Genomic DNA, 18,060 nt, shown 5'->3' with positions numbered 1-18,060 from the left:
GCTGGCGTCTTACCGAAAACATCGGACCCTTCCGAAAAGCCATCCTTAACAGGTAGCGACAGAGGGAAACCGGCCCGCCTGCGCTACAATCTCGCCATGCTTTCGCCACGCCTTGCCAACTCCGCTCCGCCGTCCCGGTCTGCCACCACGCCTGCCCGCTCCAACCGCTGGTTGCAAGGGTTCGCGGAATCGCATTACTACCTGCTGGTCCCGCTGGTCTCCATTGTGATCTTCCTCGTGGTGATGAGTTTGATCCTGTGGAGCCTGAATCGGCGGGAGACGGAGCAGCAACAAGACACGCTGTATCGGAATGTGGCCTGGGCACAGCAGCAGATCCGCCTCAATATGCTGGCCATTCAGGACCAGATCAGTTCGCTTGCCCGCGATACGGCGGCAAAGCCGCAGGACATTGCGCACTTTCAGAATACGGCGAGCGAACTGATGCAGAATCATGCGGACATCGTCTTCATGAACTGGCTCGATGCGTCGCAACGCCCGAAGTGGGCGGTGCCGGCCGACTCGCCTTTCGTTTCGCGTTTGCAGGGATCGGCTCAGCATCCGATGGAGGACGAGCTCCTGGTCGCATTTCGTGCCGCCCGCGATTCGCGCCGCTCGGCCTATTCCACGTTGATCTACGACGCGTCCGGCGCAAGCTACATCGTCGTTCAGGTCCCCGTGCTGCGCGAGCGCGAGTTCCTCGGCACGATCAGCGCCGTGTATTCCGTCGAAGGCCTGCTGATTCACGAATTGCCGCAAGAGCTCGGCGACAAATTCAAAGTGTCCTTCATTGACACCCACAACAACGAGTTGGCGACGACATCGACACGGCCGCCCCTGCCGCGCGACGTCTCGTACGAGTTGCTGCTCGACCCGCCCGGTCATAGCCTCGCCGTACGGATCTATTCGTATCCGGCGGTCGGCAATTTCGTCAACAACACGCTGGTCTGGTTGATTGCCGGATTGTCCTGCTTCGTCCTCTGGAGTCTCTGGAGCCTCTGGCGGCATACGCGCCAACGGTTCGAGGCCCAACAGGCGCTGTTCAACGAGACGTCGTTCCGGCGAGCGATGGAAAATTCCATCGTGATCGGCATGCGGGTGCTCGATCTTCAAGGCCATATCACTTATGTGAACCCGGCGTTCTGCCGGATGACGGGGTGGGATGAGCAAGACCTCATGAACCGGGCACCGCCCTATCCTTACTGGCCCAAGGACGACATCCACGAGATGCAGCGTCGCATTGACATGACGCTGCGCGGCAAGGCCCCATCGCACGGGTTCGAAATTCGTGTGCAGCGCAAGGACGGCACCATCTTCTACGCGCGCATGTTCGTCTCACCGCTCGTGGATGCGCATGGCCGCCAGACAGGCTGGATGTCCTCGCTGACCGACATCAGCGAACCGAAGCGGGCACGTGAGGAACTCGCCGCAGCCCACGAGCGATTTACGACAGTGCTCGAAAGCCTTGACGCGTCGGTGTCCGTGCTCGCCGTCGACAAGGCCGAGTTGCTGTTTGCGAACCGCTACTACCGCCAATTGTTCGGCACGCGCCCTGAAGGCCATCTGGAGTTGTCGGGCGGTGGCGAACTCTCACCGGCCTCGCTCGATCACATCGACATGGTCGACGCGTTTGCCGGATTGCCTGCTGCCTCGCTTACGGACACGGCCGCCGAGACGCAGGAAATCTATCTGCCGACGCACCAGAAATGGTTCGAAGTCCGACGTCAATATATTCAGTGGGTAGACGGCCATCTGGCACAGTTACAAGTGGCGACCGATATTACGGCGCGGCGTCATGCGGAAGAATTGGCCCGTCAGGAAGAAGAGCGCCTGCAGTTCACGGGACGTCTGACGACGATGGGAGAGATGGCCTCGTCGCTCGCCCACGAACTGAACCAGCCGCTCGCCGCCATCAATAACTACTGCATGGGCACCGCGGCCCTCGTCCGTGCCGGCCGCACCTCGCCGGAAACGTTATTGCCCGCCCTGGAGAAAACATCCCAGCAGGCGGTTCGCGCGGGCATGATCATCAAGCGGATCCGGGCATTCGTAAAACGCAGCGAACCGAAGCGCCAACCGTCATCGATTTATGAGATCGTGGCGGACGCCGTGGGCCTCGCCGAGATCGAGGCGCGCAAACGCCGCATTCGCATCGTCACCGAGTTGCCTGCGGGTTTGCCGCAGATCAACGTCGATCCGGTCCTCATCGAACAGGTGATCGTGAACCTGCTCAAGAATGCCGCCGAGGCGATGCACGGTTACACGCCGCCGCCGGGCCAGCGACGTGACTCCACGGTGCGTCTGCATGTGGAACGTCGCGACAAATCGGTCGAATTCCAGGTCTCGGATCACGGGCCCGGCGTCGACGAAGCGACGATCGAACGATTGTTTGAACCTTTTTTTAGCACTAAGTCGGACGGCATGGGCATGGGCCTGAACATCTGCCGTTCGATCATTGAATCGCACCACGGCCGTCTTTGGGTAGAAAACAATGAAATCAATGGCGTGCGGAATGGTTGTACATTTTGTATTCTGTTACCGTTAGAAGGCGATACGACATCCGGATCCGGGGGAGGACTATGACGACACCCAACACCAATACTGACCAAGAAACCGTCTTCGTTGTCGATGACGACGAAGCGGTCCGTGACTCGCTTCGCTGGCTTCTCGAGGCCAATGGCTACCATGTGCGAGGCTTTGCAAGCGCAGAGGAATTTCTTTCGCACTACAACGGACATCAGGTGGGCTGCCTGATTCTCGACGTTCGCATGCCCGGCATGAGCGGGCTGGAGCTACAGGAAAAACTGGTTGAAAACCGGTTCAACATTCCGATCATCTTCGTGACGGGCCACGGCGACGTGCCGATGGCGGTCGACACGATGAAAAAAGGCGCGATGGATTTCATCGAAAAGCCTTTTGACGAAGCGGAACTCCGCGCTCAAGTCGAACGAATGCTTTCGAAGGCCCGGCAAGACGCGAGCAGCCAACGTGAGCAGCAAGCCGCCGAAGACCTGCTTTCGAAGCTCACGAGCCGCGAACATCAGGTGCTGGAGCGCATTATTGCCGGCCGCCTGAACAAGCAGATTGCCGATGATCTTGGCATCAGCATCAAAACGGTCGAGGCACACCGCGCCAACATCATGGAGAAGCTCAACGTCAATACCGTCGCCGACTTGCTCCGCCTTGCACTCTCCAAACGCTCAAGCGGGTCACCTCGCCCTTAACCGCATCGTAGACTGACGTATGCATTGCGCCGCGTCGACCCACCGACGGGGCGCCGGATTAGCGGCCGGATTGTCTTCCGGCCGCATCCGCATGGCGTTGCTCGCCATCAGCATCGAGCGACGCCAGTCCGACGAAGCACTTCGCTTCCCAGGCGGTCGAATGACGGCCAAAGGCAAAGCCCGTCAATGCCTGGTCCGAGGTAACTCGCCCCCTCCCGCCCGTTCCGGCGCGCCGTTATAATACGGTCTTTGCGTCTGTCACCCGCCTGACTATCGCTGCCGTATCCGGCCCTATAGGCCAGCCCCCTTCCTTCATACGATACCCACGCATCATGACCGCCACCCTCATCGACGGCAACGCCCTCGCCAAACGCATTCGCGCCGAAGTTGCCACGCGCGCCGCCGCCCTCACCGCCCGCGGCCATCAGCCCGGTCTTGCCGTGGTTCTGGTCGGTGAGGACCCCGCCAGCCAGGTCTACGTACGTAATAAGGTCAAGGCTTGCGAAGACAACGGCCTGCATTCGTCGCTCGACCGCTACCCGGCCGACCTGACAGAGAGTGCCCTGCTCGCCCGCATCGACGAACTCAACCGCGATCCGAAGATCAACGGCATCCTCGTGCAACTCCCCCTGCCGAAGCATATCGACAGCCACAAGGTGCTCGAGGCCATCGCCCCGGGAAAGGATGTCGACGGCTTTCACGTATCGAATGCCGGCGCCCTGATGACCGGCGCGCCCCTGTTCCGCCCCTGCACGCCGTATGGCTGCATGAAAATGCTGGAATCGGTGGATTTCCCGCTGCGTGGGGCGGTGGCCGTGGTGATCGGTGCATCGAACATCGTTGGCAAGCCGATGGCCATGATGCTGCTTCAGGCGGGCGCCACCGTCACGATCTGCAATAGCAAAACGCGCGATCTGGCCGCTCACACCCGCAACGCCGACGTGATCGTCGCCGCCGTAGGCAAGCGCAACATCGTCACGGCCGACATGGTCAAGCCGGGTGCGGCCGTGATCGACGTTGGGATGAACCGCGATGACGCAGGCAAGCTGTGCGGCGACGTCGATTTCAATGGCGTCAAGGATGTCGCCGGCTTCATCACGCCGGTGCCGGGTGGTGTCGGTCCGATGACAATCACCATGCTCCTCGTGAATACCATCGAGGCAGCCGAGCGCGCGCTCGGCGCCTGAGCGTCGGGCAGTTCCGGCAGTTCCGCACTGCTCGCAGGGCGCAGCCGACCGACAGGCCGGCTGCGCCCTCGTTGTTTGTCTAGGCCCGGCGCCAATGCCCTCGGCGAAAGGGCCGATGCCTGGGTCAGAATGTCCCGAAAATCCTGCCTGTATCGCGTATCGGTACCGTCGTCAGCCGCCGCCTCCATCAACCCAGCAAAACCCGGCGAACGCATGCCCGACAGGGGGTTTCAGGCGGTTCCCCATCAGTCATCTCAATCGTGCCAGTTGAAAAAAACGACTGGAAAATTCGACTGGATGCCCCCACACTCCTTGTAAGCCCCTTCAAGTGGACACCGAACGCATGAATACGCCGCAAACCAATCCTCTGCTCGATATCGAAGGACTCCCGCGTTTCGCCGAGATCCGCCCCGAACACGTGACACCCGCCGTTGACGTATTGCTGGAGCAAGCGCGCGCGGCGGTCGACCGGGCGGCGGCCCCGTCTACGCCGGCGACCTGGGCCGACATTCTCGACGCCGTGGAAGACGGTACCGAAGGCCTGGGCCGTGCCTGGGAAATCGTCGGGCACCTGAACGCGGTCGCCGATACACCGGAGCTGCGTGCGGCGTACAGCGAAAACCTGCCGCGCGTCACCGAATTCTCGGCGAGCGTCGGTCAGAATCTGGCGCTGTTCGAAAAGTACAAGGCCATCGCTGCAGGCTCGGAATTCGCAGGTCTGTCGCCAGCGCGCAAGAAGATTCTCGACAACGAGATGCGCGGTTTCCGCCTGGGCGGCGCCGAACTTCCCGAAGATCAGAAACCGCGATTCGCCGAAATTCAGGAACGGCAGGCATATCTGGCCAAGAGCTTTTCGGACCACGTGCTCGACGCCACGAATAAGTTCTCGCTTGTCGTGACCGACGAGCAAGCGCTTTCCGGCGTACCTGACGACGACAAGGCCGCTGCGCGCGCCGCAGCGGAACGCGACGGCCTCGAAGGCTGGAAATTCACACTGCACTTCCCGTCGTACTTCCCGGTGCTGCAATACGCGGACAATCGTGCGCTTCGCGAGAAGTTATATCGCGCCAACATCACGCGCGCATCAGAACTTGGCCCGCAATTCGGCGACGGCGAAGCCAGTTGGGACAACACTGAGATCGTTATCGAACAACTCTCTCTGCGCCGCGAAGAAGCCCACATGCTCGGCTTCAAGAACTATGCCGAGGTATCGCTCGAACCCAAGATGGCCGAATCGCCCGCGCAAGTCCTTGAGTTCCTCGAAGACCTCGCCCGACGCGCGCGTCCGTACGCCGAAAAGGATTGGGAAGAACTGCAAGCGTTTGCCGCCGCCTCGCTTGGCATCGATAAGTTGCAGCCGTGGGACACAGCCTACGTGTCGGAAAAGCTGCGCCAGCAACGCTACGCCTTCTCGGAAACGGAAGTCCGCCAATATTTCCCGTTGCCCAAGGTGCTTGACGGTCTGTTCCGCGTCGCTGGCACGCTGTTCGGTGTCACGATTCGTCCGCAAGATGCCGAAACCTGGCATCCGGATGTGCGCTTCTTCCGCATCGAGCGCGATGGCGAACTGGTCGCGCAGTTCTACATGGACCTGTTCGCCCGCGAAGGCAAACGCGGTGGTGCATGGATGGACAGCGCCCGAACCCGCAAGCGCCTGCACGATGGCGAGTTGCAAACGCCGGTGGCCTACCTCGTGTGCAACTTCCCAGCCCCCGTTGGCGACAAGCCTGCGCTGCTGCCGCACGACGACGTCATCACGCTGTTCCATGAATTCGGACACGGCCTGCATCACATGCTCACGCAAGTAGAAGATGCTGGCGTGGCGGGCATCAATGGCGTCGAGTGGGATGCCGTCGAATTGCCGTCTCAGTTCATGGAGAACTTCTGCTGGGAATGGGATGTGCTGGAACACATGACGGCGCACGTCGACACAGGCGCGCCGTTGCCACGCACGCTGTTCGACAAGATGATCGCAGCGCGCAATTTCCAGAGCGGCCTGATGATGCTGCGCCAGTTGGTCTTCTCCGACTTCGACATGCACCTGCATTACGACTTCGATCCGCGTGGCAACGAATCGGTGCTGGCGCTTTCGAAACGCATCAACGATCGGCTGCACGTCACGCCGCAAGCAGAGTTCTCGCGTTGGCCGAATACATTCAGCCACGTCTTTGCGGGGGGCTATGCGGCCGGCTACTACAGTTACAAGTGGGCCGAGGTGCTGTCTGCCGACGTGTACGCGGCGTTTGAAGAGGCCGCGCAGGTGAGCGGGTCGGTACTCGACACGGCGACGGGCGCCCGCTATCGCGATGAAATTCTCGCGGTGGGTGGTAGCCGCGAAGCAATGGCGTCGTTTATCGCGTTCCGGGGCCGCGCGCCGCAAGTTGATGCCCTGCTGCGTCACAGCGGCATGTCGGCAAGCTGACGCCCAACGGGAGTCTTCAATGAAAAATGGGCGCCTTCGGGCGCCCATTTTCGTTGATGGCGGGATGCACGGAACAACACATCACGCACCGGACGATCCCCACAACATGCCGAACCATCAGCCCCCATCGCCGCAACCGTTCGGTCGCCACACGTAGCTGTTCGTCTCCGGGTCCAGGCAGCGTGCAGCCTGGAAGCGAACCGTGCACCCGTTCTCGTACGTCCGGATGCACTCGCCGTTGATACATCGCGTCTGCATGCGTACGACCTGCCCCGTGGGAATCTTGCACTGCACGGGCGGCGCCTGAGCCGCAGGAGGCGGTGGCAAACGCTTGCCTGGACGCTGGCCGTTATCGAACCAGATGTACGCGTTATCGACAGAGCATTCGCCTCCGCGCTGACAAACGACAAATGCATCCTGAACGGCAGATGTCTGGGTATCGCCGAGCGCGACGCCGACCTCCCCGTTACTTGCACGCACAACCGCCCAGTAAGCGGGCCCGTTCCCGGCCATCAGCACCTCGCATTGCCCTCCCCGGCTGCCGGAAGCGAGTTGGGTTCTACACCGGTCCAACACGGCCAGTTTGGCCTTGGCCATCGATGTCTGGTTGGTCACATAGACATATCGAAGCCCGTTTGCCGTACGCACTCCCGCCACGGCAGACGCGGCAAGACTTGGCGTGCCAGTCAATGCCATCACGCCAAGAAGACATGTAGAAAAAATCGCAGAATAGTGGTCAAACCACTTCATCGTGACGGAACCGCAGTCGAGGAATCTGCGCAGGTCGTGATTGATATCGTATGAAATCACGCCCCCCGAACCACTGAAGCTTCGAGCAGAGGGGAGATTGCCCGCCAAATAACCTTGCCGCACCATCGCATGTCTAATCGACGGCAAAAACTCGGAAACGGACGCACAAAACAATACAGGCGGGGCATCTTCCGATGTCACCGCCTGTTTGTTGGATTTCCCCACCGAACTACGCCTCTCAGCACACCCGGCCTTACCAATATCGCTTAGGTGCCGCGCTTGATCCACGCAGACAAGTTGTGCGGACGCAGCGTGTCGTATTCCTCGAAGGGCTGGTGAATCCAGGGATTCGTTGCCAGGAATTCGACCGCGTAATCCGGAGCCACCTTCGAACAGGCCTTGTGCCACAGCACTGCGGAGCGCACATCGGTCACCTTCGGGAAACGCTCCTTGAGGTGCTTGCCAACGCGTTCGAGCGTCACCCCCGAATCGACCAGATCGTCGACCAGCAACACACGGCCTTCCAGCTCGCCGCGCGTGATGGTGATGTACTGCGCGATGTCGAGATCGCCACGAACAGTGCCTTCGGCTTCACGATACGAACTGGTCGCCAGAATCGCGAGCGGCACGTCGTAGATGCGCGCAAGCTGATCGCCTACACGCAAACCACCACGGGCCAGACACAGGATCTTGTCGAACTTCCAGTTGGACTCGTAGACCTTGAGCGCCAAGCGTTCGATCAGTCGATGGTACTCTTCCCACGAGACCCAGAGGTTCTTATCGTCGTTTTGGGGCAAATTCATGGTATGCCTTGCCAGTCCTACGGTATTTCAGCTCTTGAAGGGATGACGCAACAGAATGGTTTCGTCACGGTCCGGTCCAGTCGACACCATATCGATCGGAATACCGCTCACCTCTTCAATACGCTTCAGGTAGGTTTGCGCCTGAAGCGGCAGTTGATCCCACGACGTCACGCCAACCGTGCTCTGCGTCCAGCCGGGGAAATCTTCGTACACCGGTTCGCAACGCGCCACATCCACAGCGCCGCGCGGAAGAATGTCGACCGTCTTGCCGTCAATCTTGTAGCCCACGCACAGACGCACGGTCTCGAGGCCATCGAGCACGTCGAGTTTCGTCATGCACAAGCCGGTCACGCCGTTGATCTGGATCGAACGCTTGAGTGCTGCCGCATCCATCCAGCCCGTGCGGCGCGGACGGCCCGTCACCGAACCGAATTCCTTGCCAACGGTCGCCAATTGCAGGCCAATGGCTTCCTGACGTGCGGAGTTGTCCGCATCGTACAGCTCGCTCGGGAACGGACCTGCGCCAACGCGCGTGCAATATGCTTTGGTGATGCCCAGCACATAGTGCAGTTGCTGCGGACCCACGCCAGCGCCAGCCGAAGCGGCACCTGCAACGCAGTTGCTGCTGGTCACAAACGGATACGTGCCGTGATCGATATCGAGCAGCGTGCCTTGTGCGCCTTCGAACAACAGGTTCTGACCTTCGCGGTTGGCTGCATAGAGCATCTGCGACACGTCGGCAATCATCGGCTTCAGGCGCGCAGCATAGCTGAGCATCGTGTCCAGCGTTTCCTGAAAGTCGACGGCCTTCGCGCCCAGATACTGCGTCAGGACGAAGTTGTGATAATCGAGGTTTTCACGCAGACGAGCGGCGAATGTCTCCGGATCGAACAGATCCTGCACGCGCAACGCACGGCGGCCGACCTTATCTTCGTACGCCGGACCGATACCGCGACCGGTCGTGCCGATCTTGCCAGCACCGCGACGCGCTTCGCGCGCCTGGTCGATGGCAATGTGGTACGGGAGGATCAGGGTACAGGCTTCGGAAATACGCAGACGGCCACAGACGTTCAGACCGGCGCTTTCCAGCTCTTCGATTTCCTTGAACAGCGCTTCGGGCGAGAGCACCACGCCGTTGCCGATGTAGCAGGTCACGTCCTTATGCATGATGCCCGACGGGATCAGGCGCAGAATCGTCTTCTTGCCACCGATGATGAGCGTATGTCCGGCATTGTGGCCCCCTTGGAATCGCACCACGCCTTGCGCGTGATCGGTCAGCCAGTCGACGACCTTACCTTTGCCCTCGTCGCCCCACTGGGTTCCGATAACGACGACGTTGCGTCCCTGATTCAAAGCATTGCCGGACATAACAATAGTTGGTTTGGTTAAAAACGTATTCTACCCGTGTTGACGGGCGCTAGTGCCGCTTTTTTCAGCGAAGTTCACCGGGGCGTCACAACCCACTGGCCATTTTTCTCGACAAGCACACGGTCCCCCGTGAACTCCTCGAAATCCTGATCGTGCCCCGGCAGCATGCGGATAACGACCTCGCCCGCATCTCGCAGACTCTCGATCTTGGCGCGCAACCCAGGGACGTCATCCGCCGGCGCCAAGATTGCGTTACTGCGTGCTTCAACCGGCGAAATTGCCGCCAATTCACGCAAATCAAGTGAAAAACCGGTCGCCGGACGGTCTCGCCCGAACGCCTGCCCCACCTTGTCGTAGCGTCCACCGCGCGCAATCGCATTGGGAATACCGTCGACATACGCGGCGAACATCACGCCACTGTGGTACTGATAGCCTCGCAGATCGGCCAGATCGATGGACAACACCGCCGGGCCATCCTTGTTCTGCGACGCCGCCAGATAGGCCAGATCGTCCAATGCGGCCTTCACACCGGGCAGATCCGGCAGCACCTTGCGGGCGCGGACGAGTGTCTCGGACGGCTCACCATACAACGTGGTCAACACGAGCAGTTCATCGCGAAGGCGCACAGGCAAGTCACGGGTCAACGCTTCGAGTTGCGGCACATCCTTGGTCGCGAGAGCACCGAACAACTGGCTCTCGATAGCCTCGGCAGCCGGCACGCGCTCAATCAGCGCCTCCAGAACGCCGGCATGGCACAAATCGATCCGAATCTGCTTCAGGCCGGCAAGTTGCAGGCAGTAGAGCAACAGTTCCTGAATCTCGAGATCGGCTTCCAGCCCGCTATGTCCGAAGATTTCAGCGCCGATCTGGAACGGTTCGCGCGTTGCCAGCAGATTGCGTGGACGCGTAAACAGAACGCTCCCCGCGTAGCACAGACGCGTCACGCCCTTGCGATTAAGCAAGTGGGCATCGATACGGGCGATCTGCGGGGTGATGTCGGCGCGCAGGCCCATCGTACGGCCCGAGAGCTGGTCAACGAGCTTGAACGTGCGCAGATCGAGGTCGTGGCCGGTGCCGGTCAGCAGCGACTCGACGTACTCAAGCATCGGCGGCATTACGAGTTCGTACCCGTAGGTGCGGAAGCGATCGAGCATGAGTCGGCGCAGATCTTCGATCTTGCGCGCCTCGGACGGCAGCACGTCGGCGATATTTTCGGGAAGGAGCCAGTTCGGCATGGGTATTTCGGTACTCAGGCGGCGCAGGGAAGCGCCTTTTAGTGGTCGGCCAGCAACATCAGAATCAGCCCCAACGAGACGGCGGCCAGGCCGAAGAAGCGAATCTGGCCGGACGGCATTTCCGTTATTTTACGAAAACTTTGCCGCCACCGTTCCGGCGCGACAAACGGAAACAACCCCTCGACGATCAGCATGAGGGCCAAAGCGAGAATTATCGTGCTGCTGGTCACAGGGGGACTCGGCCAAAACGCCACCGCCCGCGTTTGACGCGGGCGGTGGCAGCTACTCGGATGTCAAAGGCGTTATTTTCCCGCTTTTCCGCTCGACGCGCCAGCACCACCGGAACTGCGCATAAATCGGAAGAAATCACTGTTCGGGTCGGCAATGATGACGTCCGCCTTGTCACGGAACGTCGCCTTGTACGCTTCCAGGCTCTGGTAGAACTGCGCGAACTGCGGATCACGGCCAAATGCCTGCGCGTAAATACCCGCCGCTGTGGCATCGCCCTCGCCCTTAACCTGCTGGGCCTTGGCATAGGCTTCCGCCACCACCACGTCACGCTGACGGTCGGCGTCGGCACGAATCTGCTCGGCCTCGGCAGCCCCGGTCGAACGCAGCTCGTTCGCCACGCGCTTACGCTCGGCAGCCATCCGGCTATAGACCGAATCGCTGATGCCAGCGGCCAGATCCACCCGGCGCATCCGCACGTCGACAATCTCGATGCCCACTTGCGCAGCATCTTCGCCGACCTTCTGCTTGACCCACTGCATCACCTGCTCACGCTGCGACGACACCACTTCCGTCACCGTGCGCTTGGTGAACGCTTCCTGCAATGCCGAGCGAATCTGCTGCGTCAATCTATCCTGAGCAAGACGGCTCTCACCCTTGAAGCTCACGTAGAACTTGCGCGGGTCGACGATACGCCATTTCACATACGAGTCGACGATCAGGTTCTTCTTCTCGGCCGTGATGAATCGCTCCGGCTCCGGGTTATCGATGGTCATGATGCGCTTGTCCAGATACAACACGGTCTGGAGCGGCGGCGGCAACTTGAATTTCAGGCCAGGCTGGCTATATACGTCGCGGATCTCGCCCAGCGAAAACACCACGGCAAAACGGCGCTGATCCACCACGAACATCGTCGAGGCAAGCACGATCAACAGAACGATCAGCGCAACAATTACGGTTCCAATACGGTTCATGCGCTTATCCCCTTAGCGTGAATCGCGGTCGCGGTTGCGCAATGCCGCGCGCGATCGATCATGGTCAGCATCCGTGCTGTCGTCAGCAGCAGACGATCCCGTGGCCGCGTTCCCGGCTACACCGGAGGCCGGTGCCGGCGGCGACGCATCGCCACTGCGGGTGCGCTCCATGATCTTGTCCAACGGCAGGTACAACAGACTGTTGTTCTTCGAATCCACCATGATCTTCGTGGTACGCGAGTAGATCTGCTGCATCGTGTCCAGGTACATCCGTTCGCGAATAACGCCCGGCGCCTTGGCATAGGCTTCCTGCACCAGCTTGAAGCGATCGGCATCGCCCTGCGCCTGCGACACGACACGCGCCTTGTAGCCGGCAGCCTCTTCCGTCAGGCGCGACGCCGTACCCTTGGCACGCGGAATCACGTTATTGGCATAGGCCTGCGCTTCATTCTTCGCGCGCTCCAGATCCTGCCCGGCCTTCACGGCATCGTCGAAAGCGGCCTGCACCTGCTCAGGCGGCTGCACGCTTTGCATCGTCACGCTCGTCACCAGAATGCCGGTCTTGTAGTCGTCAAGAATGCGCTGGATCGAAGTGACCAGGTCGTTCGCGATCTCCTCGCGACCGGCGTAGAGCACAAAGTCCATCTTGCTCTTACCGACGATCTCGCGAACCGCCGTTTGCGCCGCCAAATTCACCGACGATTCGGCGTCCACGTTATTGAACAGGAATTCGGTCGCATCCTTGATACGGTACTGCACGGCAAAGCGCACGTCGATGATGTTTTCATCGCCCGTGAGCATCGACGAATCCTTCAGATCGGTATCGCGAATCGTATTCGAGCGGCCGATTTCGACCGAACGGATCTGCGACATGTTGACGATCTCGACCGATTGGAACGGGTACGGCAGGCGCCATTGAATCCCCGAAGTCGTCGTGTACTTGTATTTGCCAAATTGCGTAACGACGCCGACCTGACCTTCCTGGACGATGAAGACGCCGGTGGCCAGCCAGATCAGGAATGCCAGCGCGATAACGACGCCGGCGCCAATACTCGATCCGCGCGAGCCACCGGAGAAATTGCTCGAGCCGCCGTTGTTGCCACCTCCGCCGCCCTTGCGGCCGAAGATACGGTTAAGACGCCGATTGAAATCGCGCCAGAGTTCGTCGAGATCGGGGGGGCCATCCTGCTGCGGGCCTTGCGGTCCGCGCTGCGGCTCCTTCGGATCCTGCGAATTCGGATTGTTCGCACGATCGGGGCGGTTCGGCTCCTGATTGCCGGACGGCGCATCGCCGCCATCCCGCCCCCAGCGCGGGTCGTTCAGGGAGAATATCAAGCCAACTCGTCGCATCAAAGCTCTTGGAAGCATAGGTAGAAGCATGGTGACTGAAGCGGTCTTGGCGTTGCGACCGGCGCGCCTCACTTCGGAGCGCGCATGCTGCCGGTTCGCGCGTGGTTCCCGAATCTCTGGTGTGCCAATCGGTGGCCTTGCCCGGCCTCCGTCTAGTCTCTTGCCAGTTCGTCACCCGTGTCGTGTGCTGCCGGTGTCCCCGTGGCAGCCACCCTTCACGGCGTGACGTCTCGTGTTATCTGTCTTCTGCGCGCGGCACATCGCCCCAACGGTCGATGAGCCGGACATCGGGCGCTTCGATCTGCGATTGTAACCCAGCAGTGCCGGCCACAACCGCCTCGCTAATGGCCTCACGCAGCAGGTCGAGGCCCTGGCCGGTGCGCGCGCTCAAAAAGACTCGCGTAATGCGCCCGGCTTCATCCCGTTCGATTCTCGGCCCTTGTGCGGCCAGTTCCGGCACCGCGTCGATCTTGTTCCAGACGAGAATCTGCGGGATGTCGGCCGCATCGATCTCCGCCAAAACGGCGTTGACCTCGGCCATCTGCTCCTGGCGTACCTGACTCGAGGCGTCCACCACATGCAGCAGCATGTCGGCGTGTACCGTCTCCTCAAGCGTCGCCCGGAATGCCGCAACCAATTGGTGCGGCAGCTCGCGGATGAATCCGACAGTGTCAGACAGCACGATGTTCCCGACATCGCCAAGATAAACACGGCGGGACGTGGTATCGAGCGTGGCAAACAACTGATCTGCGGCGTAGGCGTTGGCCTTCGTCATCGCGTTGAACAGCGTGGACTTGCCCGCATTCGTATAGCCCACCAGCGAAATCGACACGGTGCCGCTGCGCTGGCGCGCGCGACGTTGCGTGTCGTGCTGGCGCCGGAGCTTCTCGAGGCGAACCTCGAGCGACTTCACGCGATCGCCGAGCAGTCGGCGGTCGGTTTCCAACTGCGTTTCACCCGGTCCGCGCAAACCAATACCGCCCTTCTGACGTTCCAAGTGAGTCCAGGCGCGCACCAGGCGCGTGGACAGGTACCGCAACTGCGCGAGTTCGACCTGCAGCTTGCCCTCATGACTCTTGGCACGTTGGGCAAAGATATCGAGGATCAGGCTGGTACGATCGACCACGCGACGCTGCAGCAGGTGTTCGAGGTTACGCTGCTGCCCGGGCGTCAGGGCGTGATTGAAAATGACCAGTTCGACGTCGTACTCTTCGATAGCGACACGCAGCTCTTCGGCTTTACCACTGCCGATGAAGAGCTTTGCATCCGGGCTGTGACGGCGACCGGTAATGGTCACGACAGGCGTGGCGCCTGCAGATTGCGTCAGAAGGTCGAGTTCCTGGAGGCTGGCTTCGAAATCGAGTTTGCCGAAATCGATGCCGACGAGCGCGGCGTTGATCGTCAAGCTACGCTGGGGATGGGTGTTGGGGCTGTTGGACAAGAGTGGGCGATGGGGAAGAGAAATTCGCCCGGCCGGAGAGACTCCCGGTCGGGCGAGCCTGAATCAGGACTGCTCGGCTTCCGGATGGAAATTCACCGGACGCGCAGGTACGACCGTCGAAATGGCATGCTTATAGACCATTTGGGTAACCGTGTTGCGCAGCAGGACGACATACTGGTCGAACGACTCGATGTTTCCCTGCAGCTTGATACCGTTGACCAGATAGATCGAGACGGGAACATGCTCCTTACGCAAGGCGTTCAGAAACGGGTCTTGTAAAAGTTGCCCTTTGTTGCTCATAAGTTACTCCATTGTATTTTTAGCAAATGACCGTAAGCCAAGGCGTGTGCGCGCTTCCCACCCTGACTTCCACACTATAGCTGATTTTGCTAGCGTCGCCAGCAAAACCCCGCCCTGGACTGGCTTTCACTCGCCCTTGGCGTAAGGGTTCGCGCTGTTCCGGAACTCTATGCGTAATGGAGTGCCCTTCAACTTAAAAGTTTCGCGGAAACGGTTCTCGAGGTAACGCCGATAGGTATCGGTCACCCCATCGAGACTATTCCCGTGAATGACGATGATCGGCGGATTCGAGCCCCCTTGGTGGGCGTAGCGCAGCTTCGGACGGGAGAACCCCGAACGCCGCGGTTGCTGATGCTCCACCGCCTCGATGAGGGCTTTGGTGAGCTTCGGCGTCGGCAGTTTGCTCATCGCCGCAGCGTACGCCTCGTCCACCGAGCGCATCAGCGGGCCAATGCCCGTGGCCTTCGCGGCCGAAACAAAGTGAAAGTTCGCAAAAGAGAGGAACTTGAGCTTTCGCTCCAATTCCTGCTTGGTCTGCTCACGGGTGTACTCGTCCAGTCCATCCCACTTGTTCACGCCAACGACCAGCGCACGCCCCGATTCGACGATAAAACCGGCGATATGTGCGTCCTGGTCCGAGATGTCCTGACGGGCATCCAGCATGAGGATCACGACGTTCGCATCGGCGATCGATTGCAGCGTTTTCACAACCGAGAACTTCTCGACAGCCTCGAAAACCTTGCCGCGACGGCGCAGACCAGCGGTATCGATCAGCGTGTATTTGCGTCCCTGACGCTCGAATTCGATATGAATCGAGTCGCGCGTGGTGCCCGGCATATCGTATGCGATCACGCGCTCTTCACCGAGGAGCGTATTGACCAACGTCGATTTGCCAACGTTCGGACGTCCGACGATGGCGATCTTCACGCGCCCGTCGTTCTGCTTGTCCTCTTCGCTCTCGTCCTGATTCGCGTAAAACGGCGCGATGGCTTCGTCAATGACTTCCTTCACACCGTCGCCATGCGCGGCCGAGATGGCGAGCGGGTCGCCCAGACCGAGTTCGTAGAAATCGTTCGCGACCGACGAATACTTCATGCCTTCGGCCTTATTGACCACGAGCATGATCTTGCGCCCCGTCTTGCGCAGATAATCGGCAATGATCTGATCGTGCGGCGTGAGGCCCTGACGCCCGTCCACGATATAGATCACCACGTCGGCCTCGACCACGGCCTGACGCGTCTGCTTGGCCATTTCGTGGAAGATGCCTTCCTTGGCCACAGGTTCGAAGCCACCGGTGTCGATCAGCAGGTACGGATGCTCGCCAACGCGCCCCTCGCCATAGTGACGGTCGCGCGTGAGCCCGGGCATGTCGGCGACGAGCGCGTCGCGCGAGCGGGTCAAACGGTTGAATAGCGTCGATTTGCCGACGTTGGGGCGCCCTACGAGCGCGATCACGGGTTTCATGAATAAGCCCTAAAAACGAAGACGGCCGGCGCGCTGCCGGCCGTTCCCGGAAAATGCCCGGGTGCTGCCGGTAACCGGTTATTCCGGACGGAAGCCGTAGATGTTGCCGTCGCGCGTTTGCACAACCAGCGTCTGGCCGGCAAGGATCGGTTGCGCACCGATCGCACCGCTCAGTTTGACGCGAGCCAGAAGCTCACCGTTGTCACGCGACAGGAAATGCAGATAGCCCTGCTTGTCGCCCACCACCACCACGCGGCCGAGCGCCAACGGCGCCGACAGGTCGCGGTACTTGAGCTTGTCGTTCTGCCACAGTGTACTGCCATCGGCAGCGCTGAAGGCGTAGACGGCGCCGTCGGTGTTCACTGCCGCCACCACACGCTCATCCTGCGTCACACCGTTCGGCGACGAGAAATCGCGCGCCCACAGGCCATTGCCGGTCTGCACATCGGCACAGCCCACACGACCCTGGAACGTCGCACCGCACACCTGACGGCCGAACACGACCGGCGAGCCGGTCACGTCGTTCACGCGCTCCACTTCCGTCACCCCCTTCGGGTACGACAGCGGCGTGATCCACAGCGGGTTGCCAGTACTGGCGTCGAGCGCCACCATCTTGCCGCCCGGGAAGCCCGTCACGACCGCACGGTCACCCACGAACGTCATGCCCGTGCCGGTACGCAGCGTGAGCGTCGACGAAGGCTGCGAATACGACCAACGCACCGAGCCCGTACCCGAATCGAACGCCGTCACGCGATTGTTGATCGCACGCACGACAACGATGCCGCGACCGACCAGCGGCGCCGTGAGCACCTCGCTACCGGCGTTAGCCTTCCAGGACTGCTTGCCGTCGTGATCGAACGCGATCACATCGCCCTTGTGCGTGGCGACGACGGTCGTCTCGCCGTCGCTGCCCGGACCGGCGGTGATGTTCGTATCCGCCTTGGCCGACCAGGTCGATGCCCCCGTATCCGCATCCACGCGCACGATACTGCCGTTCGCGCCTGCGGCGAACACGGCGTTGCCCACCGCGACCGGTGCGAAGCTGTAAGCGCCGGCCTTGCCAACGCTGGCTGTCCAGATCTGCTTGACGGTCAACGCCTGCTTGATCTCCGTGAGCGGCGTCGGTTCGTGCGCCGGCTTGCCGCCGAAGATTCCGCAACCACCCAGCGTACCCAGCACGGCCAGCGTCAGCACGGCACTGCCCGCGCGCTTGAAAATGCCACGGCGCGTCGACGCCGCCTGCGCGGACTGTGACATGGCCATCGTTTGCGGCATCGATCGACGGAAGTCGTTAAAGATCATCATGTACCCGGTTAT

Annotated in this window: 15 protein-coding genes; 4 read left to right on the top strand and 11 right to left on the bottom strand. The window is 60.8% G+C overall.

The window, feature by feature from the left end; genetic code table 11:
- The first annotated feature begins 96 nt into the window (after nucleotides 1-96).
- From PHO31112_RS05805 to PHO31112_RS05790, 4 genes are all read left to right on the top strand, one after another.
- On the top strand, nucleotides 97-2,580 hold the full coding sequence (locus PHO31112_RS05805; RefSeq protein ID WP_246177769.1) for a PAS domain-containing sensor histidine kinase: 2,484 nt from the start codon (nucleotides 97-99) through the stop codon (nucleotides 2,578-2,580).
- Nucleotides 2,577-3,221 carry a response regulator transcription factor gene (locus tag PHO31112_RS05800; protein WP_150619615.1) on the top strand — a complete coding sequence of 215 codons (645 nt, stop codon included), beginning with the start codon at nucleotides 2,577-2,579 and terminating at the stop codon, nucleotides 3,219-3,221. The genes PHO31112_RS05805 and PHO31112_RS05800 overlap by 4 nt, the downstream gene beginning before the upstream one ends.
- A 332-nt stretch (nucleotides 3,222-3,553) precedes the next feature.
- On the top strand, nucleotides 3,554-4,408 hold the full coding sequence (gene folD / locus PHO31112_RS05795) for a bifunctional methylenetetrahydrofolate dehydrogenase/methenyltetrahydrofolate cyclohydrolase FolD (RefSeq protein WP_150619614.1): 855 nt from the start codon (nucleotides 3,554-3,556) through the stop codon (nucleotides 4,406-4,408).
- A 343-nt stretch (nucleotides 4,409-4,751) separates the two neighbouring features.
- On the top strand, nucleotides 4,752-6,830 hold the full coding sequence (locus PHO31112_RS05790; protein ID WP_150619613.1) for a M3 family metallopeptidase: 2,079 nt from the start codon (nucleotides 4,752-4,754) through the stop codon (nucleotides 6,828-6,830).
- Nucleotides 6,831-6,947: 117 nt separating this feature from the next.
- Here PHO31112_RS05790 and PHO31112_RS05785 read toward each other — a convergent pair whose 3' ends face one another.
- The 11 genes from PHO31112_RS05785 to bamB form a co-directional block, all read right to left on the bottom strand.
- Nucleotides 6,948-7,805 carry a DUF4189 domain-containing protein gene (locus PHO31112_RS05785; protein ID WP_150619612.1) on the bottom strand — a complete coding sequence of 286 codons (858 nt, stop codon included), beginning with the start codon at nucleotides 7,803-7,805 and terminating at the stop codon, nucleotides 6,948-6,950.
- Nucleotides 7,806-7,846: 41 nt separating this feature from the next.
- The gene (locus PHO31112_RS05780) at nucleotides 7,847-8,383 is read right to left on the bottom strand and encodes a phosphoribosyltransferase (protein WP_150619611.1); all 537 of its coding nucleotides are present in this window, start codon (nucleotides 8,381-8,383) and stop codon (nucleotides 7,847-7,849) included.
- Between the two features lie 27 nt (nucleotides 8,384-8,410).
- The gene (locus PHO31112_RS05775; RefSeq protein ID WP_150619610.1) at nucleotides 8,411-9,751 is read right to left on the bottom strand and encodes an adenylosuccinate synthase; all 1,341 of its coding nucleotides are present in this window, start codon (nucleotides 9,749-9,751) and stop codon (nucleotides 8,411-8,413) included.
- 74 nt (nucleotides 9,752-9,825) lie between these two features.
- A complete protein-coding gene (locus PHO31112_RS05770; RefSeq protein ID WP_150619609.1) occupies nucleotides 9,826-10,986 on the bottom strand; it encodes an ATP phosphoribosyltransferase regulatory subunit in 1,161 nt (386 codons plus the stop codon).
- Between the two features lie 38 nt (nucleotides 10,987-11,024).
- Nucleotides 11,025-11,216 (bottom strand): DUF2065 domain-containing protein, encoded by a 192-nt coding sequence (locus tag PHO31112_RS05765; RefSeq protein WP_036660910.1) that lies wholly within the window; start codon nucleotides 11,214-11,216, stop codon nucleotides 11,025-11,027.
- A 72-nt stretch (nucleotides 11,217-11,288) separates the two neighbouring features.
- A complete protein-coding gene (hflC, locus tag PHO31112_RS05760) occupies nucleotides 11,289-12,188 on the bottom strand; it encodes a protease modulator HflC (RefSeq protein WP_150619608.1) in 900 nt (299 codons plus the stop codon).
- 12 nt (nucleotides 12,189-12,200) lie between these two features.
- Nucleotides 12,201-13,523: an FtsH protease activity modulator HflK gene (hflK, locus tag PHO31112_RS05755; protein ID WP_343042713.1), complete on the bottom strand. Its 1,323-nt coding sequence runs from the start codon at nucleotides 13,521-13,523 to the stop codon at nucleotides 12,201-12,203.
- A 250-nt stretch (nucleotides 13,524-13,773) separates the two neighbouring features.
- Nucleotides 13,774-14,937 (bottom strand): GTPase HflX, encoded by a 1,164-nt coding sequence (hflX, locus tag PHO31112_RS05750; protein ID WP_281355083.1) that lies wholly within the window; start codon nucleotides 14,935-14,937, stop codon nucleotides 13,774-13,776.
- A gap of 105 nt (nucleotides 14,938-15,042) precedes the next feature.
- Nucleotides 15,043-15,279 carry an RNA chaperone Hfq gene (hfq, locus tag PHO31112_RS05745; protein WP_010807283.1) on the bottom strand — a complete coding sequence of 79 codons (237 nt, stop codon included), beginning with the start codon at nucleotides 15,277-15,279 and terminating at the stop codon, nucleotides 15,043-15,045.
- Nucleotides 15,280-15,405: 126 nt separating this feature from the next.
- Nucleotides 15,406-16,743 carry a ribosome biogenesis GTPase Der gene (gene der, locus PHO31112_RS05740; RefSeq protein ID WP_150619606.1) on the bottom strand — a complete coding sequence of 446 codons (1,338 nt, stop codon included), beginning with the start codon at nucleotides 16,741-16,743 and terminating at the stop codon, nucleotides 15,406-15,408.
- Between the two features lie 78 nt (nucleotides 16,744-16,821).
- Complete coding sequence (bamB, locus tag PHO31112_RS05735) at nucleotides 16,822-18,000, bottom strand: outer membrane protein assembly factor BamB (RefSeq protein WP_174995579.1); 1,179 nt, start codon at nucleotides 17,998-18,000, stop codon at nucleotides 16,822-16,824.
- Between the last annotated feature and the right edge of the window lie 60 nt (nucleotides 18,001-18,060).

It is taken from the genome of Pandoraea horticolens, assembly GCF_902459555.1.
Classification (GTDB): domain Bacteria; phylum Pseudomonadota; class Gammaproteobacteria; order Burkholderiales; family Burkholderiaceae; genus Pandoraea; species Pandoraea horticolens.
This window is presented reverse-complemented; position numbering and strand designations above follow the sequence as displayed.